Annotated in this window: 23 protein-coding genes; 14 read left to right on the forward strand and 9 right to left on the reverse strand. The window is 48.5% G+C overall.

Features of this window, described 5'->3' with window-relative positions:
- Window positions 1-33 precede the first annotated feature (33 nt).
- The 3 genes from T497_RS0113310 to T497_RS0113320 all read left to right on the forward strand — a co-directional run bounded on the left by T497_RS0113310 (window position 34) and on the right by T497_RS0113320 (window position 3,393).
- Window positions 34-657 (forward strand): 5-methyltetrahydrofolate--homocysteine methyltransferase, encoded by a 624-nt coding sequence (locus tag T497_RS0113310; protein ID WP_242840019.1) that lies wholly within the window; start codon window positions 34-36, stop codon window positions 655-657.
- A 247-nt stretch (window positions 658-904) separates the two neighbouring features.
- Window positions 905-2,296 carry an ABC transporter substrate-binding protein gene (locus T497_RS0113315; RefSeq protein WP_028516037.1) on the forward strand — a complete coding sequence of 464 codons (1,392 nt, stop codon included), beginning with the start codon at window positions 905-907 and terminating at the stop codon, window positions 2,294-2,296.
- 137 nt (window positions 2,297-2,433) lie between these two features.
- A complete protein-coding gene (locus T497_RS0113320) occupies window positions 2,434-3,393 on the forward strand; it encodes an NAD-dependent epimerase/dehydratase family protein (RefSeq protein WP_028516038.1) in 960 nt (319 codons plus the stop codon).
- Between the two features lie 218 nt (window positions 3,394-3,611).
- Here T497_RS0113320 and T497_RS0113325 read toward each other — a convergent pair whose 3' ends face one another.
- The 6 genes from T497_RS0113325 to T497_RS0113350 all read right to left on the reverse strand — a co-directional run bounded on the left by T497_RS0113325 (window position 3,612) and on the right by T497_RS0113350 (window position 7,969).
- Window positions 3,612-3,854, reverse strand: a complete 243-nt coding sequence (locus T497_RS0113325; protein ID WP_028516039.1) for an RNA-binding S4 domain-containing protein — start codon at window positions 3,852-3,854, stop codon at window positions 3,612-3,614.
- A 69-nt stretch (window positions 3,855-3,923) separates the two neighbouring features.
- The gene (locus T497_RS0113330; RefSeq protein WP_028516040.1) at window positions 3,924-4,199 is read right to left on the reverse strand and encodes an HU family DNA-binding protein; all 276 of its coding nucleotides are present in this window, start codon (window positions 4,197-4,199) and stop codon (window positions 3,924-3,926) included.
- Window positions 4,192-5,016 (reverse strand): nucleoside triphosphate pyrophosphohydrolase, encoded by an 825-nt coding sequence (mazG, locus tag T497_RS0113335; RefSeq protein ID WP_028516041.1) that lies wholly within the window; start codon window positions 5,014-5,016, stop codon window positions 4,192-4,194. The genes T497_RS0113330 and mazG overlap by 8 nt, the downstream gene beginning before the upstream one ends.
- Before the next feature lie 188 nt (window positions 5,017-5,204).
- Window positions 5,205-6,200 (reverse strand): tryptophan--tRNA ligase, encoded by a 996-nt coding sequence (gene trpS, locus T497_RS0113340; protein ID WP_028516042.1) that lies wholly within the window; start codon window positions 6,198-6,200, stop codon window positions 5,205-5,207.
- A gap of 12 nt (window positions 6,201-6,212) precedes the next feature.
- Window positions 6,213-6,743 carry a hypothetical protein gene (locus tag T497_RS0113345; RefSeq protein ID WP_028516043.1) on the reverse strand — a complete coding sequence of 177 codons (531 nt, stop codon included), beginning with the start codon at window positions 6,741-6,743 and terminating at the stop codon, window positions 6,213-6,215.
- A 32-nt stretch (window positions 6,744-6,775) separates the two neighbouring features.
- Window positions 6,776-7,969, reverse strand: a complete 1,194-nt coding sequence (locus T497_RS0113350; RefSeq protein WP_028516044.1) for a PLP-dependent aminotransferase family protein — start codon at window positions 7,967-7,969, stop codon at window positions 6,776-6,778.
- 244 nt (window positions 7,970-8,213) lie between these two features.
- On the opposite strand from T497_RS0113350, the gene T497_RS0113355 reads away from it, so the two are divergent.
- The gene (locus T497_RS0113355) at window positions 8,214-9,821 is read left to right on the forward strand and encodes a polysaccharide biosynthesis C-terminal domain-containing protein (protein ID WP_080693386.1); all 1,608 of its coding nucleotides are present in this window, start codon (window positions 8,214-8,216) and stop codon (window positions 9,819-9,821) included.
- 195 nt (window positions 9,822-10,016) lie between these two features.
- On the opposite strand, the gene T497_RS0113360 is transcribed toward T497_RS0113355, so the two are convergent.
- Window positions 10,017-10,448, reverse strand: a complete 432-nt coding sequence (locus tag T497_RS0113360; RefSeq protein WP_028516046.1) for an RrF2 family transcriptional regulator — start codon at window positions 10,446-10,448, stop codon at window positions 10,017-10,019.
- Between the two features lie 319 nt (window positions 10,449-10,767).
- Between T497_RS0113360 and T497_RS0113365 the strand changes: the two genes are divergently transcribed.
- The gene (locus T497_RS0113365; protein WP_028516047.1) at window positions 10,768-11,385 is read left to right on the forward strand and encodes a DUF4352 domain-containing protein; all 618 of its coding nucleotides are present in this window, start codon (window positions 10,768-10,770) and stop codon (window positions 11,383-11,385) included.
- 185 nt (window positions 11,386-11,570) lie between these two features.
- Here T497_RS0113365 and cysK read toward each other — a convergent pair whose 3' ends face one another.
- Entirely contained in the window at window positions 11,571-12,497 is a 927-nt protein-coding gene (cysK, locus tag T497_RS0113370) for a cysteine synthase A (RefSeq protein ID WP_028516048.1), read from the reverse strand.
- Between the two features lie 352 nt (window positions 12,498-12,849).
- Window positions 12,850-13,731, reverse strand: a complete 882-nt coding sequence (locus T497_RS0113375; protein ID WP_028516049.1) for a hypothetical protein — start codon at window positions 13,729-13,731, stop codon at window positions 12,850-12,852.
- A gap of 399 nt (window positions 13,732-14,130) precedes the next feature.
- On the opposite strand from T497_RS0113375, the gene T497_RS17755 reads away from it, so the two are divergent.
- The 9 genes from T497_RS17755 to T497_RS0113420 all read left to right on the forward strand — a co-directional run bounded on the left by T497_RS17755 (window position 14,131) and on the right by T497_RS0113420 (window position 24,569).
- A complete protein-coding gene (locus tag T497_RS17755) occupies window positions 14,131-16,182 on the forward strand; it encodes a cellulase family glycosylhydrolase (RefSeq protein WP_051530682.1) in 2,052 nt (683 codons plus the stop codon).
- 108 nt (window positions 16,183-16,290) lie between these two features.
- Window positions 16,291-17,889, forward strand: a complete 1,599-nt coding sequence (locus tag T497_RS18875) for a GDSL-type esterase/lipase family protein (RefSeq protein WP_051530683.1) — start codon at window positions 16,291-16,293, stop codon at window positions 17,887-17,889.
- 51 nt (window positions 17,890-17,940) lie between these two features.
- A complete protein-coding gene (locus tag T497_RS0113390; RefSeq protein ID WP_028516050.1) occupies window positions 17,941-18,855 on the forward strand; it encodes a diacylglycerol/lipid kinase family protein in 915 nt (304 codons plus the stop codon).
- A 5-nt stretch (window positions 18,856-18,860) separates the two neighbouring features.
- The gene (locus T497_RS0113395; protein WP_028516051.1) at window positions 18,861-19,844 is read left to right on the forward strand and encodes an ATP-binding protein; all 984 of its coding nucleotides are present in this window, start codon (window positions 18,861-18,863) and stop codon (window positions 19,842-19,844) included.
- Window positions 19,845-19,866: 22 nt separating this feature from the next.
- Window positions 19,867-20,733, forward strand: a complete 867-nt coding sequence (locus tag T497_RS0113400; protein WP_028516052.1) for a PSP1 domain-containing protein — start codon at window positions 19,867-19,869, stop codon at window positions 20,731-20,733.
- Window positions 20,733-21,359, forward strand: coding sequence for an epoxyqueuosine reductase QueH (locus tag T497_RS0113405; RefSeq protein ID WP_028516053.1), 627 nt, complete (start codon window positions 20,733-20,735; stop codon window positions 21,357-21,359). The genes T497_RS0113400 and T497_RS0113405 overlap by 1 nt, the downstream gene beginning before the upstream one ends.
- A gap of 347 nt (window positions 21,360-21,706) precedes the next feature.
- Window positions 21,707-22,255 (forward strand): hypothetical protein, encoded by a 549-nt coding sequence (locus T497_RS0113410; RefSeq protein ID WP_028516054.1) that lies wholly within the window; start codon window positions 21,707-21,709, stop codon window positions 22,253-22,255.
- 13 nt (window positions 22,256-22,268) lie between these two features.
- Window positions 22,269-22,745 (forward strand): Cys-tRNA(Pro) deacylase, encoded by a 477-nt coding sequence (gene ybaK, locus T497_RS0113415; protein WP_028516055.1) that lies wholly within the window; start codon window positions 22,269-22,271, stop codon window positions 22,743-22,745.
- A gap of 39 nt (window positions 22,746-22,784) precedes the next feature.
- The gene (locus T497_RS0113420) at window positions 22,785-24,569 is read left to right on the forward strand and encodes a GGDEF domain-containing protein (RefSeq protein ID WP_028516056.1); all 1,785 of its coding nucleotides are present in this window, start codon (window positions 22,785-22,787) and stop codon (window positions 24,567-24,569) included.
- Window positions 24,570-24,693: the final 124 nt, after the last annotated feature.

Below are 24,693 nucleotides of genomic sequence, written 5' to 3' on the forward strand. Positions count from 1 at the left end.
CTTCCCATATCAAAATCAGAGGCGGCACGGTACATGGGCGTAAAGGGAGAGCCTGACGAAGCAGTCATGGAGCTCCTTGACCGTGCGGAGCGGCTTGTCCGCGAAAAAGTCCGCCCTAAGTACGTCTATCTCGAAACAGATGTGAGCTTCACAGACGAGGGAGTAGTCCTCGGAGCAATGTCCGAGCCCCTCACAGGAGAGGATATAAAGCGTCATTTAACGGGCTGCAACAGAGCGGTAATGCTGGCGGCTACTCTGTCTCAGGAGGCTGATAAGCTCATAAGACAGGCGGCTGTGACCAATATGGCGGAGTCTCTTGCCATAGACTGCATTTGCAGTGCGGCAATAGAGCAGGTCTGTGACCGTGCAGAGCAGGAGATATTCGCAGAGCACCCTGCACCATACAGGACATGGCGCTTCAGCGCAGGCTACGGAGACCTGCCCATAACGCTGCAAAGGAGCTTTTTGCTTGCTCTCAATGCTCAGCGGCGCATAGGTCTCACGGCAACAGCCAGCTCACTGCTGATACCCTCAAAGTCGGTGACGGCTATAATAGGGGTGTCGGATGATCCTGTAAAAAAAGGAGCAAAAGGCTGTGCCATATGCTTCATGAAAGATAACTGTGAGTATAGACGAACTGGAAGAGTTTGTAAGTAAATAAAATTAATCTATATACTGGATTTAAGCAGTACATAAATGGTCCATATGTGATAAACCCACTATAAATGCCCACAAATTATATGAAATATTGACATTGACATGAACAATGCAAAAGTGTTATAATTAAGTAAAGAATAATCAAAATGTATTATTGGGGAACTTATCTCCGTATTGTTATTGAAAAATTGCAGAGTTTTTTCAAATACGGATAAGTTTGTGTGGGCGGTATTAAAGGAGTCATAAAATGAAAAAAGCAAGATATTTTATTTCGGCATTGCTGTTGACATCGCTCTCAATGTCTCTTCTTGCGTGCAGCAGTAAAAAAGATGACAGCTCAAAATACAGCAAGGAGCTGGATTCCTCAGTAAGAGATGAGATACGTCAGAATGCAGTTGCTTCAGAGCTTCTGACAGGCGACAAGCTTGAAAACGGCGTCATAAAGTGGCTTTCTGACTGGGATATCAACCCCGACGGTACAGGCAAGAACGTTCCTATCGACCTTGCTGTATTTCAGGAGCGCTATGGCGGCGAGATAAAGTATTACAGATGCAAATATGAAGAGCGCTATGATATGCTCAGTAAGTATATCGCTTCGGGCGAGGGCATAGACTTCTTCTATGGAGGAAATCTTGACGCTTTCCCAAAGGGCGCCGTAAAGGATATGTTTGCACCTGTTGACGATTATATCGACTTCGAATCCCCACTATGGGAAGACGTAAAGGACATCAACGACCAGTTCGTTTGGAACGGCAAGCATTATATGGCAGGCATTCAGGCTACAGGCGATAAAACGGCTGTGGTATACAACCGAAAGACAGTTGCAGAGGCTGGTCTTGAGGATCCTGCCGACCTCTATGCAAGAGGCGAGTGGGACTGGAACGCTTTTGAGAATATGCTTGAGAAGTACGTTGATAACGGCAGTCAGAAATTCGGCATAGACGGCTGGTGGTTCGAGTACGGACTTATGAATACTATCGGTGTGCCTCCTGTAAGTATCGAGGACGGCAAGCTGGTAAGCAATCTTAGCGATCCTTCAATGGAGCGCGTGCAGAACTGGCTCTATGAGCTCTATCAGAAGGGCTATGTAGCCATAGGCAGTGAGGACTTAGGCTGGGAAAGCAAGCCTGCGTATATTGGCGAGGGCAAGGAGCTGTTCTATCCTGTGGGACTGTATGAGTTCTATAAGGAGAAGTCACAGTGGTCTGCCACCTTCGGCGCTGACGCATTCTTCGTGCCAATGCCAAAGGATCCCGAGGCTGATGAGTATTACATACCTACAGGCTTTGAATCATATATGTTCGTCAAGGGCGGCTCAAATCCGCAGGGCGTTGCCAAGTACCTCGACTGCAAGAGATTCACTCATCTTGACGAGGATACAAAGTCTGTTGCGGATAAGCAGTTCATCGACGACTACGGCTGGACTCAGGAAATGATAGATATGAAGAACAGTATGCAGGAGCTTGCAGAGGCTAACCCTGTTATCGACATATCAAACGGCGTTTCCGAGGACTGCGGAGAGCTTCTGGACAGCAGTCTCAGACTGACCGCAAGAGGTACTCCGTGGAACGAGACCTATGAAGCCATTTATGCTACAGTGGATAAGTATCTTGAAAATATCAATTCCGAGGTGAAATAAAGCGAAGCGGCTTTCTCGGAGTTGCATAGTGTTAACATTAGTTTTATTTATTGCCAAACCGTTGTAATTATGCTATAATAAACATATATAAGACAAAATTTTGATAGTTTTTTAGTTTCAGAAAGGAGGCTATGATCATGGAGAAAGTACTTGTTACAGGAGGATGCGGACTTATCGGTCAGCACATTTGCTCAGGACTTCTGAAAAAGGGCTATGAGGTCATAGCTGTTGACAGAGAAGAAAGTGGATATAACGAGGGAAAGCTTCATTATTCATCAGTACAGTGCGAACCAACAGATAAAAATACAATAGCAGAACTCTTTGAGAAACACGATTTTTATGCGGTAATACACGCGGCGTGTACCGTTGATAATGACATGGGACCTATAGTTACAGACAAGCAGGTAAAGGATTCCGCAGCAGTGGATAAGTTCATTTACCGCTATGCAATGACATCGACTGTGAAGAAGTTCATTCTTCTCAGCACAGATCAGGTATATCAGTTCCCGAAAACACGTGAACCTATCCGTGAGGACAGTGATCTGAAGCCGTCTACAAATTATGCGGCTATGAAATATGCTTCCGAAAAGGCTATTGCCAGCGAATTGCAGCATCACAACAAGGAGGATATCCTCTGTTGCCTGATACGCTTTCCTGCGGTATATACCTTCAATTTTACGGATAATCTCATGGCAAAGATAACCGATCCCAAGGACGGCACATATTTCGTGTTCGGTCAGGGACAGTACGGCTTCCAGCTCTGCTGCGTACATAATCTTGTGGACTTTATCCTGTGCTTCATCAAGAACGCAGATAACCACACCTATGCAGGCATATACAACGTTGCAGACAAGGAGCTTACAACAGCTGCTGATATCATTACATTCATGAGGACGAACCACCGTCTCGGAGCTGTAATGCAGAAGCAGCCCACCAATGCTATCACCAAGCTTAAAGGACTCTTCGGAGCCAATAAGGAGGAGAAGCAGAATTACCGTTATCTTGACATGAACAGAGTCGAGAACAACAACCTGCTGGATAAGACAAAGGCTTCCAAGCTTGTTACATTCCGCTGGGACATACGTAATACAAAGTAAAAAATGCTGTACCGAAAGGTACAGCATTTTTTGTTACTGTAGGGAGTCACCCACATCAGCCCGATGAATAAACGCAGCGATATGAGCATCAGCCCGATGAATAAACGCAGCGATGTGAGCATCAGCCTGATGAATAAACGCAGCGATGTGAGCATCAGCCTGATGAATAAACGGGGCGATGTGGGCATCGCCCCCTACATATTATAGTCACTAATAACTTATTCGATAACGGTGTAGTTATCCGCTGCATTTTCCTTGGTAGCGTGCTCGGTAACGCTGAGCACCTTTACCTTCAGCGGACGCGTACCCATATTTATCTCGATGATATCGCCCACCTTTACGTCGTATGAGGCTCTCTGAGCCTTGCCGTTCACGACTATCTTCTCGGCGTCGCAGGCTTCGTTAGCCACAGTGCGGCGCTTTATAAGGCGCGTCACCTTGAGGTATTTGTCAAGTCGCATAATATCTTCCTTTCAAGCTCTTATATGATGATATAAATAAAAGGGGACAGCGGACTGTCCCCTTTGCTATTACTTGTTTACAGCGTCCTTGAGACCTCTGCCAGCCTTGAATGCAGGTGCCTTGCAGGGAGGGCAGACCATCTTTGCCTTTGTCTTAGGATTGATGCAGGTCTTTTCGCCTCTCTCGCGTACCTCAAAAGTACCGAAGCCTGTGATGGAAACCTTCTCGCCGCTTTCGAGAGCGCCCTGGATTGCTGTGAGTGTAGCCTCGAGAGCAGAAGCAGCGTCCTTCTTAGTGCAGCTTGCCTTATCTGCGATAGAGTTGATAAGTTCAGTCTTAGTCATTTTTCTGTTCCTCCATTTTACTAATTATTGATTTTGCCTTGTCCCAATAAATGTCGAGCTCTTCAATAGGAAGATTTTTCATATCAAGCTTTTTCTCAGAGACCAAGTCCTCTGTAACTGAAAAACGCTTGATAAACTTCTCCGTAGCGGATTTGAGTGCCAGTTCCGCGTCAATGCCTAAGTGTCTTGCTGCGTTGACGCATGAAAACAGCAGGTCGCCCATTTCTTCCTCGATATCTGCTTTATTGCCGCTTGCGATAGCAGCGTCCAGCTCAGCTTTTTCGCCGCCTATACAGGCTACAGCGTCCTCGGCACAGCGGAAATCCATGCCTGCGCGCATTGCTCTTTTGCCGACCTTCTGAGCTCTCATAAGAGCGGGAAGTGACTTGGCAACGCTTGTGAGGGTGTCCGTATAACGCTCCTGTCCCTTTGTCTCCATTTTAATGGCGTCCCAGTTTTTCAGCACCTGATCGGTTGTATTGGCTGTGACGTCGCCGAAAACGTGAGGGTGACGGATAATGAGCTTTTTGCAGACCTCGTCGCACACATCGTCGAACTTGAAGGAGCTCTGCTCCTCCTCGATCCTGCAATGGAAAACGACCTGTAGCAGAACATCGCCCAGCTCCTCACGGAGAAGCTCTGCGTCCTCAAGGTCTATAGCCTCGATGACCTCGCAGGTCTCTTCGATGAGATCGCTTCTGATAGACTGGTGAGTCTGTTCTCTGTCCCAAGGGCAGCCGCCCTCGCCTCTGAGAAGTCTGACAATATCGAGCAGATCGTTTATTGAATAATGGTCTTTCTGCTGGTATTCAACCATAGGAAAACACTCCCTTAAAGACGGGCTATGTTATATAATACCCTAATTTTTTCTAAATTGCAACCTATTTTTTACATTTTTGTTAATTTCGTAGAATAATAATATTTGCTTAGTCGAGGTTTGTATATTTTTGACATATAATTACTATCTGTTATATAAAACAAAATGCAAAAAACATAGCATAATGCTTATTTATCTACAAATCCTACCTTGTGGTAAACCTTGGAAACTATTCTTCCCGAGTATCTGAGAGCCTTCTGTGCGCCCTCTGTGTAGCACTGCTTCAGATAAGCCTTGTCTGCGCTGAGTCTTGCGAACTCTGTGCGGACGGGCTCTAAGTGGTCTGCAACAGCCTCGCCGACAGCAAGCTTGAAGTCGCCGTAGCCCTTGCCTGCAAACTCGGACTCGATAGCCTTGAAGTCCTTGCCTGTTACGCAGGAATATATAGTCATAAGGTTGTTGATGCCGTCCTTGCCCTCGCGGTAGCATACCTCAGCCTCGCTGTCAGTGACAGCTCTCTTGAACTTGCGGATAATGGTATCCTTGTCGTCAAGTATGAGTATGCAGGCGTTGACGTTTTCGTCGGACTTGGACATCTTCTTTTTAGGCTCCTGCAATGACATTATCTTAGCGCCTACCTCAGGTATATATGGCTCTGGCAGGGTGAAGAAGTCGCCGTAGCGCTGGTTGAAGCGCTGAGCGATATTTCTTGCCAGCTCTAAATGCTGCTTCTGGTCAACGCCGACAGGAACGAGGTCTGCGTTATACGCAAGGATATCCGCAGCCATAAGGGTAGGATATGTAAAGAGACCTGCGTTTATATCGTCGGGGTGCTTCTGGCTCTTGTCCTTGAACTGAGTCATACGGGAGAGCTCGCCGAACTGTGTATTACAGCCCAGTATCCAGTTGAGCTCAGCGTGTGTGGGAGCGTGGCTCTGTATAAAGAGTATAGATCTTTCTGGATCAACTCCGCAAGCCATGAGAAGCGCATACGAGTTGAGTGTGTTCTGACGCAGCTTTGCAGGATCCTGTCTTACGGTGATAGCGTGCATATCAACAACGCAGTAGATACAGTTGTACTGCTCCTGGAGAGCTCCCCAGTTTCTGACAGCTCCGATATAATTTCCGAGGGTAAAGGTTCCTGTAGGCTGGATACCGCTGAAAATCAGCTTTTTATCGTCCATTTGCGGTGCTCCTTACTTCTGTGCGGCTTTTCTTGCTTCAGCCTCGTCCTTGAGCTGACAGCTTCTTATCTCGCTGAGAACGCGCTGATAGAGTACGTAGAATGTGCGGAGCTCCTGCTCCTCCTCGGGGATAAGACCAGCCTTTATCTCGGTCTTGTAAACGCCGCCCTTTGTGAGGATAAAGATGTTGTTTGTTCTGTCCTTAGGAAGGTCATACTGCTTTGTCTTTTCAGCCTTTGGAAGAAGCTGACCTGCGTTTGCAACGAGAGTATGAGCAGCCTGTACAAGGTTTCTGTACTTCTGTGAAGCGCCTGTGTACTCGCCGCCGTTGTTGAAGTAGATATTTGCAGCTCCGTTGATGAAGCAGACCATAGTTGTGAGAACGTCTGCTGACATAGGAATGTCGATAACTACGCCGAATACGTCGTTTCTCTTCATCTTGGCAAAGTTGTCGAAGTACTGGGCAGGGAAGTTGATAGCCTGTCCTCTTGTCATAAGGTATTTCTGTGTGACATTATATCTGTCGGTCATTCTGTTTGGCATAATGGATTATCCTTTCGATATGTTTTTTATTCTCAATCGAGCATTTCTCTTGTCATACGGGCAAGAATCTCCATGCCCTTGTTTATCTGCTCGTTTGTAGGTGTTGAGTAATTGAGTCTGAACGAATGGCTTACCTCGTTCTCGTCAATGCTGAACGAATTTCCGGGAACTACGGCTATCTTGTACTCCTGTACAGCCTTTCGGCAGAAATCGTTCATGTTGCAGTTCTCGGGAAGGTCGCACCACACGAAAAGTCCGCCCTGAGGCTTGATGTAGCTCATCTTCTTTGAGAACTCGTTGTCGATGTATCCGCACATAAGGTCGCATTTTTCCTTATATATAGCGCGGAGCTTCTTGAAATGTGCTTCTCTGTCAACAGTTGACATGAATCTGTGGGAAACTACCTGTGCCCACATATTGGAGTGAACGTCTGAGACCTGCTTGCACACTACCATTTTCTGGATAATTGGTGAAGGTGCGGAGCAGTAGCCTGTTCTGAAGCCTGATGAGATTATCTTGGAGAATGTGCTGGAGTAGATAACTCTGCCCTCGGTATCGAAGCTCTTTATGCAGGGGATATTTTCGCCCTCAAAGCGGAGCTCGCCGTAGGGATCGTCCTCTAAGATAACGAAGTCATACTTGCAGGCAAGCTCGTATACAGCCTTGCGCTTTGCAAGTGACATAGTCTTGCCTGTCGGGTTCTGGAAGTTGGGGATAACGTAAAGAAGCTTTACGTTTTTCTCGGTCTTGAGAGCGTTTTCCAGCTTTTCGAGGTCGATTCCGTCGTCCTCCATGTCGATACCCCTGAGGTGTACGTTGTATGAGCGGAAAGCGTTCAGTGAACCGATGAAGCACGGCGACTCGCAGAGGAGAGTGTCTCCCTCGTTGAGGAGCACCTTGCAGGAGAGCTCATTAGCCTGCTGTCCGCCCGATGTGATGATAAGGTCGTCGAATTCCTTGTGGAAGCAGCCCTTTTCGGTCATCCAGCCCTTTAAATAGTCGCGGAGGGGAGTATAGCCCTCGGTAACGCTGTACTGGAGAGCGAGGATAGGATCGTCTCTGAGAAGCTCTGCGGATATCTCAGCGATACGCTCCTTTGGAAAAGCTTCGGGAGCAGGATTGCCTGCTGCAAAGGAAATTACACTGGGATCAGCAGTGAATTTCAGTATTTCTCTGATAGCTGAAGCGTGAAGCTTAGTTACCTTGTCTGAGAATTTATAATCCATGATAAAAACCAGCCTTTCGTCTGTTTGTTGATACTTTGCTTGGTCTTGCCCCGCATCATCTTTTTCGGGACAGTTCGGGATATATTATCAGCTTATCTTATACATAAAGATAATATGCGCACCCTGAACTTTGTTCAGGGGGATAACCGTCTGACGGCGACTATCAATAACTCATTATATTATAACACATATTTCTGGATTCTGCAACATATATTTTTGTGAAAAAGTGATTTTTCCATACATTATGTCAAATCGGAGGCGGTTTGTACTGAAAAAACAAAACTTCATAAAGGGTTCTATCATACTTATGGTGTCGGCAGCGGCGGCGAAGCTCCTTGGTGCGGTGTTCAAGATACCCCTGACAAATATCCTCGGCGGCGTGGGAATGAGCTATTTCAGCTGTGCCTACAGCCTGTTCATGCCCGTTTACGCGCTGGCGGTAACTGGGCTCAGTTCCGCGGTGGCAAAGCTGACCGCAGAGAGCACGGCTCTGGGTATGCACAGGAACGCCGCAAAGGTCAGGCGGACTGCCCTTGCTCTGTTTTCGGCGGTGGGACTGGCAGGGAGCCTGCTGATACTTCTCCTTGCCAAGCCGTTCAGCGCCTATGTCATAGGACTTCCCGAGGCGTCTGCGGCAGTTGCGATGATAGCTCCTGCGGTGTTTTTCGGCTGTATAACCGCCGTGGAGCGTGGCTACTACGAGGGCATGAGCAATATGTACCCTACTGCGTTCTCACAGGTGGCAGAGGGCATGGTCAAGGCGCTGGCAGGGCTTCTGCTGTGCGGCTTCACAGCTGCTCACCCTCGGACGGTCATGGAGCTCTTTCCCTTTGTGACGGATATACGGGCGGCAGCTGCCGCCGCAGGCATACTTGGCGTTACCCTGTCAACAGCAGGAGCGGCGCTGTTTTTCGCAGTAATGCGGCTGTTTTCAAAAGCTCCCCAAGGCGGCGAAGCCCATGTGATGAGCCGCAGAGCCATTGCACGGGAGCTGTGGGCGACGGCTCTGCCTGTGGGAGTCAGCTCCGTGGTGACAAATCTTACGGCGCTGATAGATATGTGGACTGTCATAGGCTGTATATCGCGATACGGCTGTCCGTCGGGACTTCCCGAGGGAGTCCCCGAAGCCGAGCTGCCCCAGTTCATATACGGCTCCTTTGCAGGGATAGCCCTGACGGTGTTCAATCTTGTGCCCTCGGTCACGAATATGCTTGGCAAGGGCGCTCTCACCTGTATTGCGGCGGCAAGGGGCAGCGGAGACCGCTGTGCGCTGGAGCACGGCACGTCGCAGGCGCTTCTCTCGGCGGCGCTGATAGCCGTGCCTGCGGCTGTGGGACTGGGAGTTCTTGCTCCCGAGGTGCTAAGTTTTCTGTTTCCGCGGCAGTCTGACGAGGTGGCGGTGTGCATAGGTTCTCTGCGGTATCTCATGGCAGGCATGGTGTGTCTGTGCGTGTCCTTTCCGCTGTTCAGTATGCTTCAGGCGGTAGGCAAGCCTGCCGCACCGCTGAAAATAATGCTTCTCGGTACGGCGGTAAAATTAGCAGGAAATCTTCTCCTTATCCCTGCCATGGGAGCTGACGGGGCGGCGCTGTCCACGTCGCTGTGCTACGCAGTTATTCTGGGATTGTCCTTACGTGTTTACATAAGAGCTTCGGAAGTCCGTATAAGCGCCGCGCCCTTTGGCAAGGTGCTCTACGCAGGAGCTATGTGCGGCGGAGCGGCTCTCCTTGCAGCAGAAGCTCTGCGGCGCAGGGAAGCGCCTGTTATGGCGGTGCTGGCAGTCTCGGGAGCAGTCGGCGGAGCTGTATATATCGGGCTTGTGCTTGCACTTATCGGCAGGGCAAAAAAATAAAGCAGTATATGAAACTGCTTAGTGTTAAGAACAAACGGGGCGATGTGGGCATCGCCCCCTACACAAGTTTTCAGGAAAATTGTTTGTAGGGGCTGATGCCTAACAGGCACCCGTACCCTCTGTCGCTTTACGACATCTCCCTACACTGTAGGGAGTCACCCACATCAGCCCGTATGTGATAATGGAATATAAGATTCAGATACAATAATCTCCGCCGTTATGGCTGTGGTTTATTATATCGTTGAGACTTATGTTGTCGAGGTAGTCGGTTATGGACTTGTAAAGCCCCTCCCAGATAAAGAGAGTTGAACATTCGGCTGCTCTCGCACATTCATTTGGCTCGAATTCAAGGCAGGTCACGGGAGCAAGGCTGCCCTCGGTAGCTCTGAGCACATCGCCTACGGTCACTTCGTCGGGACTTCCTGCAAGCATATAGCCGCCCTTGTTGCCACGGTTGGTTCTCAGGAGTCCTGTTTTATTGAGCAGGGGAACTATCTGTTCCAGATATTTCTTGGATATTCCCTGTCTGTCAGCAATATCTTTAAGCGATACATATCCCTCTTCGTGATGCAGAGCAAGGTCATAGAGCATTCGCAGAGCGTATCTGCCTTTGGTTGAAATCTTCATTGATACACGTCCTTTCGGGGTAGTTCGGTAATTATCATTATACCATAGGTTTAGTATGTTTTCAAGAGCAAATTGAAAAAAACTGCCTTTTTTATGCAGGATACGGAATTAATGCATTGCCTGCACGATATTATTTGAATTTATCCGTGAAGCGGACACAGCCATTCTCGGTTTAATGCTCCGTTATTGATTCAAAAGCTTGACATTATGCCGATATTTGTGCTATACTATAATATGCTGAATATAGAGAGCAGCTCCTTTTTATGCACTGAGACGGAGCTGTATTTCAAGGCTTTAGAACGATTCGGAGGATAGAACGATGAAAAAAACAGGTATTTTTGCAGTACTTATTGCAGCAGCACTTGCAACAGCTGCGTTTGCAGGCTGTTCAGATAGAAACGATAGCTCGTCATCAGATTCCATAACACGTCCGCGTACAGGTGAAAACATACCGTCTGAAACCGAGCCTGTAGGCACAAACGTTATAAACGGCGAGCTTGGCAAGGAAATTACCGCAAAGGACACAGCCTTTACGCTTAATTCCGTTGTCAGCACTATTAACAGCGAGACAGGCGAGCATTTTATATACATGGATATAACTCTCAGAAACAGTATGTCCAAGGAGTACACCCTCAGCACGCTCAATAACTTCTATATCGAGCTTCCCGACGGCAGTGAGGTCTATTCCGATGTCCGCACACAGCTCTATGCAAAGCAGCACTTCAATGACAGCAAGTACTATACCGATCCCTTTAATATCCCGTCAAACGGACAGTTCAGCGGACTTATCGGCGGTATCGTATTAGTCGGCGATATAAAGGATTTCAAGCTCTGCTTCTATCCTACAGAGGACGACGCGAGAGCAAAGGGTACTGTTATCAAGTACGATATAACAGCGTCGGATATCATTGATCCGCCTGCTGAGGTTTTAAAGTAATATCATCAAGCCCGAAGCTCTTCGGGCTTTTTGTTTTAGAGTTAAGAGTTGATCGCCGCTGTATGTGATATTCATATTATCGCCGCAGGCGACACCATAACTCTCAACTCTCAACTTTCAACTCTAAACTTAAAAAAACGGAGCTTTAAGCTCCGTTTTTTTAATGTAAATGGCATAAAATGTGATTATTCAAACATAGGAGTTGAGAGATAACGCTCGCCTGTGTCAGGGAGAAGAGCAACGATAGTCTTGCCCTTGTTCTCGGGACGCTTAGCAAGCTGGATAGCAGCCCATACTGCTGCACCTGAGGAAATACCTACGAGTACGCCCTCTGTTCTTGCGATAGCTCTGCCTGTCTCGAATGCGTCCTCGTTGGAAACGGGGATTATCTCATCGTAAATGTTGGTGTTGAGAGTCTCGGGAACGAAGCCTGCTCCGATACCCTGGATCTTGTGAGGACCTGCTGTGCCCTCTGAAAGAACAGGCGAGCTCTTAGGCTCTACAGCAACTACCTTGACATTGGGGTTCTTGGACTTGAGGTAAGCGCCTGTACCGCTGATAGTACCGCCTGTACCTACACCTGCAACGAAGATATCAACCTTTCCGTCAGTATCGTCCCATATCTCAACGCCTGTTGTCTTTTCGTGGATAGCAGGGTTTGCAGGGTTTGTGAACTGTGAGGGGATAAAGCTGTTTGGAATCTCCTGAGCAAGCTCGTCAGCCTTGGCGATAGCGCCCTTCATGCCCTTTGAGCCGTCTGTGAGGACAAGCTCTGCACCGTAAGCCTTCATAAGGTTGCGGCGCTCGATGCTCATGGTCTCAGGCATTGTGATGATAAGTCTGTAGCCTCTTGAAGCAGCTACGGAAGCAAGACCGATACCTGTATTTCCGCTGGTAGGCTCGATGATAACGCTGCCCTCCTTGAGGAGTCCCTTAGCCTCTGCGTCGTCTATCATAGCCTTGGCAATTCTGTCCTTAACGCTTCCTGCGGGGTTGAAGTATTCAAGCTTAGCGATAAGCTTAGCGCCGAGCTCGTAAGCGTTTTCGAGATTTCCAAGCTCCAGAAGGGGAGTACCGCCGATAAGGTCTGTAATCTTCTTATAAGTCTTCATAATTAATGTTCTCCTTTACATTAGTTGTTGATAATAATACGTGTTGGCGAATGAAACAGGAGCGTCAACATCGTTTGCACTTGATTCTATACATGACATAGCACCTCTTAATATTTTCTATATCACCTATATGTTTGGTATGCTTATATTATAACAGCAAAATTTACATTTGTCAACCCTTTTTGAAAAAATAAATCAGGTGTTAGTTGATTGTAGGGGGCGATGCCTTCATCGCCCCGTGTAAATCAGGCATAATTGTTCGGGCTGATGTAGGCATCAGCCCCTACAGAACTACTCACTATTGACTAATCACTAAAAAAGGGCGTGACCATCGTCACGCCCTTGCATAAGCTTAGTTATTTGGCTTTTCACCTGTAGTTGCAGTTGCTGCGAACTTCTCAAATTCACCTGACGGATAGATACCCTCTACCTCCATAGCGTTTGTATCGAAGTATACCCAAACCAGCATAGCTGCAAGACCGGGGTTGTTCTTGAGGTTGATGTGGTATGTTATTTCGTCGCCGGGCTTAGCGGAAACATTGTCGCCGTAAGCTACGAAGCCTGTCTCGGAGGAAACGTTCTGCTCCTCGATATCGCCGCCGACTCTGATATTACCCTGAATTACCTTGTCGGGAGAAACGCTCTTGCCTGCAACGGAAGCAAAATCAGGATTGAATCTTACAGGATAGTCCTTGTTGGGGATATTGTCCTTGAGCTTGAATACGACCTCGATGAAGTCGCCGTTGAATACATAGTCGGAATCCTTTGAGATATCCAGCCACATACAGTATCTGCTGTCTGTCTTGCTGGTGTATTCGCCTGAAGCTTCTGTAGTCTTTGTAACTATCTCTGTCACAACAGCGCCGTTAGCGTCTGTGACCTTTTCACCGTTAGCCTGTGTTACCTCAACTACCTCTGTAGCAGCCTGAGTTGTGGACTTTGTCTGAGGATCGTCGGAATCAAGGTCAATGCCGTTAGGAGCTGTAAGACCTAAGTTTGCAATGTCGGCAGGAGAGCCTGTCTGGAAAGGAGTAACGACTACAGCACCGCTTGCATTCTCGATATTTTCAAGTGTAGGCATATTGTTTGAAGCTGCCTGACCGGAAGAATTGCTTCCTGCGGATGTACCGTTATTTGTTGAGCTTGCCTGCTTTTTTGAGCATGAAGCAGCAGATGTAACAGCAACGCAGGCAACAGCTGCCAGCGCGATAGCTTTTTTTCTGAAATTAGTCATAGTTTTGCGTCCTTTCATTAAAAGGGAAATGTTTTTTTATTCGTTTTTGCGGAGCAGTGCACTCCGCTCAGCTTACTTTAATTATACACAAGCGGCAATAATTTGTCAAGACAAAGACAGAATTGTAATCAATTCTTTGACAAAGAGTCACATTTTTACCACGACTATTTCACAGTTCTGTCATCTTGAAGTATAAAATGCAAGGTGCTTTATTGGCAGAATAATGAAAAAAAGTCGGTATAATGGCACATATTAGTAAAAATCATGTATTGCAAATCGCACATTGTCATGATATAATTAAGATAAGTGTTTATAAAGTCGTTCCGTGATAAAAAAATAATAAGGAATGACGTTTTGTTGATTGATATCCAATAAACAATGGGGAAAGGACATTTGGCAATGAAGAGATCTGCAATGGCGCTGCTGACAGCCGCTGCAATGCTGCTTACGGGTGTGTCATGCGCGAAGAAAGGCGGTTCTTCAAAGGTGTCTGAGAAAGAAAACAGTACAGACGCGCCGAAGACTACCGCTATTATTGAGGAGGAAACTACAGAGATGGCAACCGAGCATAAAAGCCCAGTTGAGACCGTTTCGGCTTCTCTTGGCTCACAGATATCCGTAAACAGAGTGATCGGACGTGCCGAGGGCAGCAACACGATCAAGTTCCCGCTTGCCGACCTTATCGAGGAGGGCGACAGGATCGAATCGTTCACATTCACTGTATATTCGGGGGACGGCGGAAATATCGGTGAATTCAAAGGCGGCTGCGGAATATCCGTAGACGACAAATGCCCTGCTGCAACAAACAAGGGCTGGTACCAGTCAGGTGATTTTTCGGCTCCTACAGAGGGAAGCTACGGCGAGATAACATGGAACGTTCCCGAGGAGCTCAAGGACTATATCCACGAGGGCGGAGAGGTGCTCTTCGGATATTGGTGGGGAAACTGCGAAAGCCTTAAAATAGACAACGTTGTATGCAGATTCGACAGGACGAGAGATGTTCCTGTTGACGGCACTGCCTCTGCCGAGGTGGGCAAGTCGGTAAGCTACTCCGACGAGGACAACAGAGTCCATATCCCTCTTGATTTCATACCCGAGGGAATGATACCCGAGGTGGTAACGTTCAACGTGAGTACATCGGGCAGCTTCGGAAAATTCACGGGCGCCTACGGGATAAGCTCTACAGCAGGCGAATTCCAGTCGGGCGATGTGTCAATATTCACTGACAGCGATAATCTGCAGCTCACATGGTTCGTGCCCGATAAGGCAAAGGGCTGCATGGAAAAGGATAACGAGCTACTGTTGGGCTACTGGTGGAGCGACCAGCCGACTCTTACTGTTGACAAGGTCGAGGTCAAGTACAGCGTGGGCGGCGGAGATTATCCTGCTCCTACAAAGGTAGAGGTGGCTACTATCGAGCCCACTACCGAGTCGGCTGACGGCGAAAAGAGCTTCCGCACCGCTTCCGAGATAGTATCGAAGATAAAGGTGGGCTGGAACTTGGGCAACACCCTTGAAAGCTACAATACAGGCAAGTCGGGGCTTGACACCGAGACAGGCTGGGAGAACCCAAAGACCACCAAGGATATGATAAAGTCCGTAAAGGCGGCAGGCTTCAATGCTGTCAGAATACCTGTAACGTGGTCCGAGCACATGAACGACACAAAGATACAGAAGGAATGGCTGGACAGAGTTCAGGAGGTAGTTGACTACGCATATAACGAGGGTATGTTCGTTATCATCAATATGCACCACGACGACTATATCTGGTTCGATCCTCAGCCGAGCTCCTTCAGCGGTGACAGTATGCGCCTTGAAAGCATCTGGAAGCAGGTGAGCGAGCGCTTTGCCGACTACGACGACAGACTCATATTCGAGGGCATGAACGAGCCGAGAACTGTGGGTTCTGCTATGGAATGGATGGGCGGCACAAAGGAGGAGCGCAGTACCGTAAACAAGTACGCCAAGACCTTTGTCGATACAGTCCGTGCAAGCGGCGGCAACAACGCGAACAGAACCCTTATAGTTACCACATATGCGGCTTCTGCCGACAGCGTGGCACTTAATGATATGGTAGTTCCCAGCGGCAAGAACATAGTTCTTTCGGTACATTACTATGCACCGTGGAGATTCTCCGAGGGAACAGAAACTACATTCACTCCAAGCGGCGAGAGCGAGCTTGAGGGCAAGTTCACAGAGCTGAAGCAGAAGTTCATCGACAAGGGCATACCTGTTCTTATCTGCGAATTCGGCTGTGTTCACGGAGCTGATGAGGCTACAAGAAGCAGATACTACAGCTACTATATAAGCGCCGCAAAGAAGCAGGGCATAAAATGCTTCGTATGGGACAACAGCAAGTTCAGCGGCGAATCGAGCTTCGGTATATTCAACAGGAACTCTGTTGCATGGGACGGCGCTATCCTCAAGGCTATCATGGAGGGCGCCAAGTAAGGCACATTTTTCCGCTTGACATAAAAAATTTTATATTATATACTACACATAGCCGAGGGCAGGAAAAATGCTCTCGGCTGTCACAGCAATAAAAAGGAGGATAATTACATGAAGAAATTTCTTTCAATGCTGCTTTCCGCAGCTATAGGACTTACAGCTCTTACCTCTGTTTCAGGCGGAGCTTTCAATGAAAAGGCGGCAGCTGCAGAAAAGGGCGGTATGGTCGTTTTCGGTGACAGCATATCTGTCGGCGTTACAAGAAATGGCAATGTCGAGCATAACTACGGCGAGATATGCGGCGATTACCTTGGCTGCAAGGTGAGCAACTACGCAGTTTCGGGAGATAACACCTCTGACCTTCTCAAAGTCATAGACAAGCTCTCTGACGAGCAGAAAAAGAACGTTGCAAACGCCGAGTACATCGTTATCTCTATCGGCGGAAACGATATAATGCAGTTTGCTTCAAGAAAGCTCATAGATTATGCCGCAGATAAGAACTTCCTCAACGACGGCTACACAAAGGACAATCTCCCTGCCGAGCCCTCTGTATCTGACCTGATAAAGGTAGTCAAGTTCAAGGGCGAGGGAAGCCTTGCAGAATATGCTTCAAAGGGCTTTTCTCAGGCTCTTGAAGTAAACAGCAGGATAAGCAGCGTTGCTACAGACCTGTGCAGCAGCGAGAACGGACACGACGGATATTTTGAAAAGGTAACTATCCCGAATGTAAAGACTGCTGTGGCAAAGCTCAAGACCATATCTCCTGACGCAAGGATACTGGTGCAGAATATCTACCAGCCTGTTGAGCTGGAGCAGGCATATATTGATAAGACATACGGCAAGGGCTCATCACAGAATACTATCATCAATTCTTCTGTAAGACCGAGACTTGAAGACGTTATGGCAGGCTATGACCAGCAGCTCCGTACCATAGACGGTATCGAGGTTGTAGATGTAAAGGCTCTCTTCACATCTACAAATGAAACACTTACCGCAAGCAATCCCGGACACGCAAATTATTTCGTTGATATCCAGACAGGCGGTCTTTCGTCAGCAGACGTTCACCCCAATCAGAAGGGACACGTTGCGATTGCAACAGCTATACTGGCGCAGATAAACAAGCTCCACGGCGATAACGGACTTCTCCGCAAGACATTCAACAGCTTCAGCGACAAGGACAAGTATCCTGCTATCGCACTTGCCGCCTATAACAAGGTTGCAGGCGCTGATCCGACTCTGACTACTACAACGACCTCAACAACAACTACTACAACGACCACAACTACTACAGCAAAGCCAACTACTACCACCACAACTACTACAACTACAACAACAAAGAAGCCGACAACTACGACCACAACTTCAACAACGACTACCACCACAAAGAAAACAACAACAACAACTACTACTACGGCCACAACTGCGCCTGTTACAACAACTACACAGCCCGTAAAGACTATCGCTCTGGGCGATGTAGACGACAACAAGAACATAAACGCAGTTGACGCTTCATATGTTCTTGAGGACTACGCAAGGACTTCAACAAATCAGACATCAAAATTCAGCGACGCTCAGAAAAAGGCGGCAGACGTAAACAAGGACAAGAAGATAAACGCTGTTGACGCTTCGTATATCCTTTCATACTACGCATACACCGCAGTTACATCGAAGGACGTCAAGAGCTTTGAGGAATTTTTAAAGACAGCATAAATCACAGCGGACAGCTAACCCCTGTCCGCTGATTGTATAGGGAGAAAAACAATGAAAAAGATGTATTTTATAGTCAACCTCGTCGCAGGCAAGGCTGTTATCAATAAAAAGCTGGGCAAAATAGTAGACGAGTTCGTTAAGGCAGGCTATGAGGTGACTGTCCACACCACTCAGAGCGGCGGCGACGCTGTTGAGCAGGCTGTATACGCCTGTGAAAAGGGCTATGACCTCCTTGTTGTAGCAGGGGGCGACGGTACTCTCAGTCAGTGCCTACAGGGAGTAATGGGCTGCGAAAAGCGCATACCCATAGGCTATGTGCCTGCGGGCTCTACCAATGATTTTTCCAAGAGTCTCGGCATACCTGCCGACCAGATAAAGGCTGCAAAGGTCATCACCCACGGCAAGCCCGTGCTCTGCGACGTAGGCGGCTTCAATGACGGCTATTTCTCCTATGTTGCGGCTTTCGGAGCTTTTACCAACATCACCTACGAGACCTCCCAGAAGGTCAAGAACGTTTTCGGTCACGCCGCTTATATCGCAGGGGGAGCTGCTCATCTGGGCAGTATCAAGGCAAAGCCCATGCGCATAGAGTACGACGGCAGGACTATCGAGGGCGACTTCGTATACGGCATGGTGACGAATACCGCTTCTGTGGCAGGCATGATAAATATGAAGAACTTCCTCCTTGACGACGGTATCTTCGAGGTAACTCTCATCAGAAAGCCCAAAAACGCCGCAGAGCTTGGCAAGACCGCTGTAGCCCTGCTGAAAAACGATATGACTGATAAAAACATCGTTTTCTTCCGCACAAATAACGTGACTATCACCAACCTCTCCGACAAGCCATTCTCATGGACAAGAGACGGCGAGTACGGCGGCGAGGAAGTTGTCAACCATATCTGCTGCCACAAAAAGGCAGTTCCGTTCATGGTGCGCGGCAAGAGCCGCCTGCCCTTTGAGAAGTGAGCGGCATGAAGAAAATATACGGAAACAAACAGCTTCTTGACGCCCTTGCAGGCATGAGAGCCAGCGGCAGGACTGCTCATTCGCTGATGATTTGGGGCGAAAAGGGCAGCGGAAAGAAGCTTATCGCAAAATACTACACACAGGCGCTGATGTGCGAGACTCCCGAAAACGGCAAGCCCTGCGGACGCTGCAACGCCTGCGTGAACGTGGAAAAGGATATCCACCCCGACGTGGTATATCCCGAAAGGTCGGGAAAGCTGGGCAACTACAGCGTAAAGACTGCCCGTGACATCATCGCGGACGCCTATGTAAAGCCCAACAACAGCAGCGGCTGCAAGGTGTATATCTTCGCAGATTGCAGCCATGTACAGGAGCAGACTCAGAACGCCCTGCTGAAGCTCATAGAGGAGCCTCCCGAGTATGCCTATTTCATATTCACCTGCGGCTCAAAGTCGGAGTTCCTGCCCACTATCATATCCCGATGTGTGTGCTTCTCCACAGCTCCCTGCACCGAGGAAGAGGCGGAGGCTTCACTGGCGGACAGCGGCTATGCTCCCCAGGACATACAGGCGGCAGTGAGCTGCTTCCACGGGAACATCGGTATGTGCGAGAGCTATATCAACGACGAAGCTCTCCGCAGGCAGGTGGATTTGACAAAATCCCTTGCCGATAGTATAATAAGGAAAGACGAGTACGCTCTCAGCGTAGGTCTGTTCTCTCTGGGACGAGAGAGGGACGACGTGAGAGAGGTGCTTTCAATGCTTGACAAGCTCATACGCGACGCGGCAGTTCTCGGCAAGGACGAAACTGCACGGACCATAGGCTGCTTCCGCGAGGGAGCAAGAGCGCTTTCACGCTCGCTGACGGCTTATCAGTCCGCACGTATGCACTCCCGTATCGAAAAGGCGTGGAGCGCAGTTGAGAGCAATGTTGGCATACCGCTGGCGCTTACGGCGCTGGGTGCGGAGATAATGGAAATAGTCGGATAAACGGCTTTAGATAGGAGTTTCTATGAAGGAAATAGTCGGAGTACGCTTCAAGAGCGTAGGAAAAATATACTACTTTTCACCGGGAGATATAAAGGCTAAGGTGGGCGACCGCGCCATAGTCGAGACCGTCCGCGGAGTTGAGTGCGGCGAGGTAGTCATCGCAAACCGTCAGATAAACGACGAGGAGATAAATTCACCTCTCAAGCCAATAATCAGGCTTGCTGACGAGAATGACCTCAAGACCGTTGAGAAGAACAAGCAGCGCGAAAAGGACGCTTTCAGGATATGCGAGGAAAAGATAGCCTTCCGCAAGCTCAGCATGAAGCTGGTTGACGTTGAGTGCACCTTTGACAATAACAAGCTGCTCTTTTACTTCACAGCCGAGAACCGCGTGGACTTCCGCGAGCTGGTAAAGGACCTTGCGGCTGTGTTCAGAACAAGGATAGAGCTGCGCCAGATAGGCGTCCGCGACGAGGCTAAGATACTGGGCGGATTGGGTATCTGCGGCAGGGAGTTCTGCTGTAAGAGCTACATGGGCGATTTCCAGCCCGTTTCAATAAAAATGGCAAAGGAGCAGGGACTTTCCCTGAATCCTACCAAGATATCGGGAACCTGCGGCAGACTTATGTGCTGTCTCAAAAACGAGCAGAACGCATACGAGGCTCTGCTGAAGATAACCCCGAAGATAGGCGCTACAGTAGTTACTCCCGACGGCGACAAGGGACGTGTTGAGGACGTTAACCTCATCACAGGCAAGCTCCGCGTAAAGACCGACAAGTCCGAGGTGCCTGTAACTCTCGACAGAAGCGAGGTAAAGCTTCTCAAGGACGCTGAGATAAGAGTAAACAAGGAAGAGCTGAAGGCGCTGAAAAACCTTGAGGATAAATAATGCCCGAGCAGAAGATAAATTACGGACTGCTTCTGGATAAGAAGATAGCGGAGCTGGAAAAGAGCGGCGAAAGACCGTCGCTGCTGCTTCATGCCTGCTGTGCGCCGTGCAGCAGCCATACCCTGACGGTGCTGTATAAGTATTTCCGTATCACGCTGTATTTCTGCAACCCCAATATAGCTCCCGAGGAGGAGTACGTATTCCGTCTCAATGAGCTGAAAAGGCTTGTTCGTGAAATGGGGCTTGATATCCCCATTATCGAGGAGGACTACGACTCTGCGCCATTTTATGAGCTGGCAAAGGGGCTTGAAGACCTGCCCGAGCGCGGAGAGCGCTGTAAAAAGTGCATAGGCTACCGTCTGCGGAAAGCAGGGGAAAAGGCTAAGGAGCTGGGCTGCAACTTCTTTACGACTACGCTGACTATCAGTCCCCATAAGGACTGCGCATTTATAAACGAGTTCGGCGGCAGATTGCAGGACGAGGTGGGAGTTGCCTACCTTTTCTCTGATTTCAAGAAGCACGAGGGCTACAAGCACTCCATAGAGCTGTCAAGGCAGTATAATTTGTATCGTCAGAACTACTGCGGCTGCGTATTCAGTAAAAAGTTATCAGTGAATAGTGATTAGTGCTTAGTAGGGGAGCCCGTCATCGGGTTCCCGCTAGCAATTAGTCTGTAGGGGCGCCCTTTGGGCGTCCGCAAATTTTAAAACAGGCACAAATGACCGTAAATCTGTGTAGGGGCGACGTCTCGTTGCCCGTCAAATAGCAAATATATACACGGGCGGCGAAACGCCGCCCCTACAAAGCCTTGAATATATTTTTAGCGCAGATTACGGGAGGGCGAGGGCGCCCTCCCCTATATAATGCTGTATGTTATAAACAAGCTCTTTTGCTAACGGCTAAAGGCTAAGGGCTGAAAAAGTATTGGCTGACTATGGTGTTCTGTATTTTAATAAAAGATGAGGTGGCAGATATGAAAAATGGTCCCATGATCGCTCTGGCTGTCTTTTTGGTGCTTCTGGTTTTGGGTCACACAGTTAAGCTTGTCTTTCAGGTCATAAAGGGCAGGCTGCTGCTGAGCAGGGCAAGAAAAAGCGGTGAGCCTGTTATTAAGGGCGTAAATGCAGTTTACAAGATGATAAATTATATAGTTGCCGTTGTTACTGAAGCGCTTTTTACAGGTTTTATCGGTTGGAACATTTTAAAATATAAAATGGATATTATTTCCGCTGTACTTATTTGGACAACCGTATTGTCTCTCGGTTTGAGTACGGTGATACATATCATTGCTTTGTTCACAGAGAAGAACGTGTATCTCACCCCGAGCGGACTTATTTATTTTCTGGGCAGATTTAAGTTTGCGGACTGTCGTTTTTCATGGGACAGTTCCGATACTCCCGATTCTTTGTCAGACAAACTCTACATATACGAGAAAAAGGCTAAATTCCCGTTTGTAGCCTCTTTTGAGGACAGAGAGAACGCTCACAGGATAGTGAACGAGAATTCTGTAAAACAGCAGTAGGAGATAAATAAAAATGGGCAAAGAATTAAAAACCAACGCAATGCGTTTTCTTGATAAGAGCAAAATAGAATACACGGTGCAGACCTACGAATGCGACGAGTTCATCGACGGCATACACACCGCCGAAAAGCTTGGACAGCCCCTTGACGAGACTTTCAAGACTCTCGTTGCGCAGGGCAAAAGCGGCAGCTATTACTGCTTTCTTATTCCCGTTGCGCTGGAGCTTGACATGAAAAAGGCTGCTAAAAGCGTAGGGGAGAAGTCCGTGGAGCTTATCCACGTCAAGGACATCACCAAGATAACAGGATATGTCCGCGGCGGATGTACTCCTATCGGCATGAAGAAGCAGTTCATGACCGTGGTGCACGAAAGCGCGGCGGAGCTCCCTATGTTCTTTATCAGCGGCGGACGCATAGGCACACAGATACATCTTTCGCCGCAGGAGCTTGTAAAGGCTATACGCGGCAAATTCGAGGATATTATCCTGTAAACAGCCATATAATACTGTCAGAGAGAGGGTGACGGCAATATGAACGGCGATTTTCTCAGCGAAAAGCTCTACAGCGTAGGCAGAGCCGTGGTGGACAGGAGCTTCCATACCCAGAGCGGCAACGAAGCCTTTTTCGCGTTTTTCGGCAACGATGTTACCTATTCAATAAGGCGAACTATCAGCGACGAGGACTATCCTCGGATACTTGAATGTATGGAGAACGCCTCCGTGGGAAATATCCGCAGGACCGTTATCCGCATGAAGGGCGTCAGCGGCGATTACCGCTGGATACTGGTGACTGTTCGGCTTATCCTGTCCGAGGGCAGAGAGCCCCTGTACAGCATGAATTTCAGTGATGTTTTCTCGCTGGAGTCCCTTGCCTACAGCCGTCAGCGAAAGCTCTCGGAGTACCGCTATGTGCTTAGTCTCATATCCGACCTTGCATTCGAGTACAGCTTCGAGACCAAGAAGATACGCATTTGTATGTTTGACTGCTTCCGCGAGATAGTCCTTGTGGACGAGGAGCTGGAGCAGTGGCACAAGAATGCCATAGATTCAGGCTATGTCCTGACGCGCTACATCGAGACATTCAACTCCCTTTGCAGGGATATCAGCAGCGGAGCCTACCGCTTCGACCATGAGCTGGAGACCTCTGTGCTCACCGAGGGCAAGACCAAGGAGGTCTGCCTTTTCCGAGGTCTTACACGTTACGACGATCCCGAAAACCGCAAGGTGACGGGGATAATCTCCGTGGTAAGCTCCCGCGGCAGGGGCAAGGAGGTCAATCTCGCCCTTGAAGCCAACAAGGATTCACTGTCGGGACTTCTCAATAAACGTGCCATAACTGCCTTTGCGCAGGAGATACTGGCGGAAGAGCCCCACCACAGCGTACACCTTGTTATACTTGATATCGACGACTTTACCGATATAAACAACGGCTACGGACATCTTTTCGGCGACGAGGTCATCTACACCGTGGCGAGTATAATCAAGACCGAGATTGGCTCCCGCGGCATTGCAGGCAGAATAAGCGGCGGCGGTTTCCTCATCGTTTTGGAGGAGATACGGGACGAGGAGGACCTGCGAAGCATTCTCCGCGCTATCCGCACTAATATCGAGTTTTCATTTACGGACAGGTTCGAGAAATTCCGCCTGACCTGCTCTATGGGAGTTTCTACCTACCCAATAGACAGCAGAAGCTACGACGAGCTGTTCATGCAGGCTGACAAAGCCCTGTATATCGCACAGGAAAAGGGACAGAACCGCTACGTCATCTACGATGTGGTGAAGCACGGTCCTGTTGAAAAGGACATGGGCAACAGGATAGCCTTTCTCAGCGGAAAGGGCGAGTCCTCGGAGAAGCTCAGCTTCGTGGGCGGACTTGCGGAGAGCCTTGTTCTGGGCAGGATACCCGATATTTCAGTACTGCTGGAGCAGGTGAGAGTTCAGTTTGACCTTGATGATATCTGCGTATTTTCGGGCAGCGATATGGGACTTATGCTGAGCTGCGGAAATGCGGCTTTGAAAAACGCGGCTTATCTCCTTGAAAATGGCTATACAGACCGATTCACAGGGGACGGGCTCTTTGTTATCGACAACGTAAACGAGCTGGAGGGGCGCGACGACAACGCCTTTGCACAGCTTGTAGCGCAGAATATCGGCGGTGCGGTGCAGTACCTCATCACCGAGGACGGCATGATAAAGGGAATGATATCATTCTGCTACATCGGACACTTCAAGAAGTGGTCGGTAGCTGATATGAACTACTTCGCCATAATCGGCAGAGTCATCTCAGCGATACTGAAAAAGCAGGCGTATATCTGATTTCATAGACGTTATGCACTAATAACCGAGGGCTGTTTTGTTTATTCATACAAAGTTTTCAAAAAAATGCAACAAAACGGGCTTCTCAGGAGACTTATATAGTAGATACTATTTTTTGAACCGG

The organism is Ruminococcus flavefaciens MA2007, from assembly GCF_000621845.1.
In the GTDB taxonomy this organism is placed as follows: domain Bacteria; phylum Bacillota; class Clostridia; order Oscillospirales; family Ruminococcaceae; genus Ruminococcus; species Ruminococcus flavefaciens_E.

Coding starts and splice junctions, on each gene's coding strand:
- cysK (WP_028516048.1), bottom strand. CDS start 12,497: ATGAAGACTTATAAGAAGATTACAGACCTTATCGGCGGTACTCCCCTT.
- T497_RS0113375 (WP_028516049.1), bottom strand. CDS start 13,731: ATGACTAATTTCAGAAAAAAAGCTATCGCGCTGGCAGCTGTTGCCTGC.
- T497_RS0113350 (WP_028516044.1), bottom strand. CDS start 7,969: ATGGATTATAAATTCTCAGACAAGGTAACTAAGCTTCACGCTTCAGCT.
- T497_RS17755 (WP_051530682.1), top strand. CDS start 14,131: ATGAAGAGATCTGCAATGGCGCTGCTGACAGCCGCTGCAATGCTGCTT.
- T497_RS0113365 (WP_028516047.1), top strand. CDS start 10,768: ATGAAAAAAACAGGTATTTTTGCAGTACTTATTGCAGCAGCACTTGCA.
- T497_RS0113325 (WP_028516039.1), bottom strand. CDS start 3,854: ATGCGACTTGACAAATACCTCAAGGTGACGCGCCTTATAAAGCGCCGC.
- T497_RS0113315 (WP_028516037.1), top strand. CDS start 905: ATGAAAAAAGCAAGATATTTTATTTCGGCATTGCTGTTGACATCGCTC.
- T497_RS0113420 (WP_028516056.1), top strand. CDS start 22,785: ATGAACGGCGATTTTCTCAGCGAAAAGCTCTACAGCGTAGGCAGAGCC.
- trpS (WP_028516042.1), bottom strand. CDS start 6,200: ATGGACGATAAAAAGCTGATTTTCAGCGGTATCCAGCCTACAGGAACC.
- T497_RS0113345 (WP_028516043.1), bottom strand. CDS start 6,743: ATGCCAAACAGAATGACCGACAGATATAATGTCACACAGAAATACCTT.
- T497_RS0113390 (WP_028516050.1), top strand. CDS start 17,941: ATGAAAAAGATGTATTTTATAGTCAACCTCGTCGCAGGCAAGGCTGTT.
- T497_RS0113360 (WP_028516046.1), bottom strand. CDS start 10,448: ATGAAGATTTCAACCAAAGGCAGATACGCTCTGCGAATGCTCTATGAC.
- T497_RS0113320 (WP_028516038.1), top strand. CDS start 2,434: ATGGAGAAAGTACTTGTTACAGGAGGATGCGGACTTATCGGTCAGCAC.
- mazG (WP_028516041.1), bottom strand. CDS start 5,016: ATGGTTGAATACCAGCAGAAAGACCATTATTCAATAAACGATCTGCTC.
- T497_RS0113355 (WP_080693386.1), top strand. CDS start 8,214: ATGTCAAATCGGAGGCGGTTTGTACTGAAAAAACAAAACTTCATAAAG.
- T497_RS0113410 (WP_028516054.1), top strand. CDS start 21,707: ATGAAAAATGGTCCCATGATCGCTCTGGCTGTCTTTTTGGTGCTTCTG.
- T497_RS0113400 (WP_028516052.1), top strand. CDS start 19,867: ATGAAGGAAATAGTCGGAGTACGCTTCAAGAGCGTAGGAAAAATATAC.
- T497_RS0113330 (WP_028516040.1), bottom strand. CDS start 4,199: ATGACTAAGACTGAACTTATCAACTCTATCGCAGATAAGGCAAGCTGC.
- T497_RS0113395 (WP_028516051.1), top strand. CDS start 18,861: ATGAAGAAAATATACGGAAACAAACAGCTTCTTGACGCCCTTGCAGGC.
- ybaK (WP_028516055.1), top strand. CDS start 22,269: ATGGGCAAAGAATTAAAAACCAACGCAATGCGTTTTCTTGATAAGAGC.
- T497_RS18875 (WP_051530683.1), top strand. CDS start 16,291: ATGAAGAAATTTCTTTCAATGCTGCTTTCCGCAGCTATAGGACTTACA.
- T497_RS0113310 (WP_242840019.1), top strand. CDS start 34: ATGGGCGTAAAGGGAGAGCCTGACGAAGCAGTCATGGAGCTCCTTGAC.
- T497_RS0113405 (WP_028516053.1), top strand. CDS start 20,733: ATGCCCGAGCAGAAGATAAATTACGGACTGCTTCTGGATAAGAAGATA.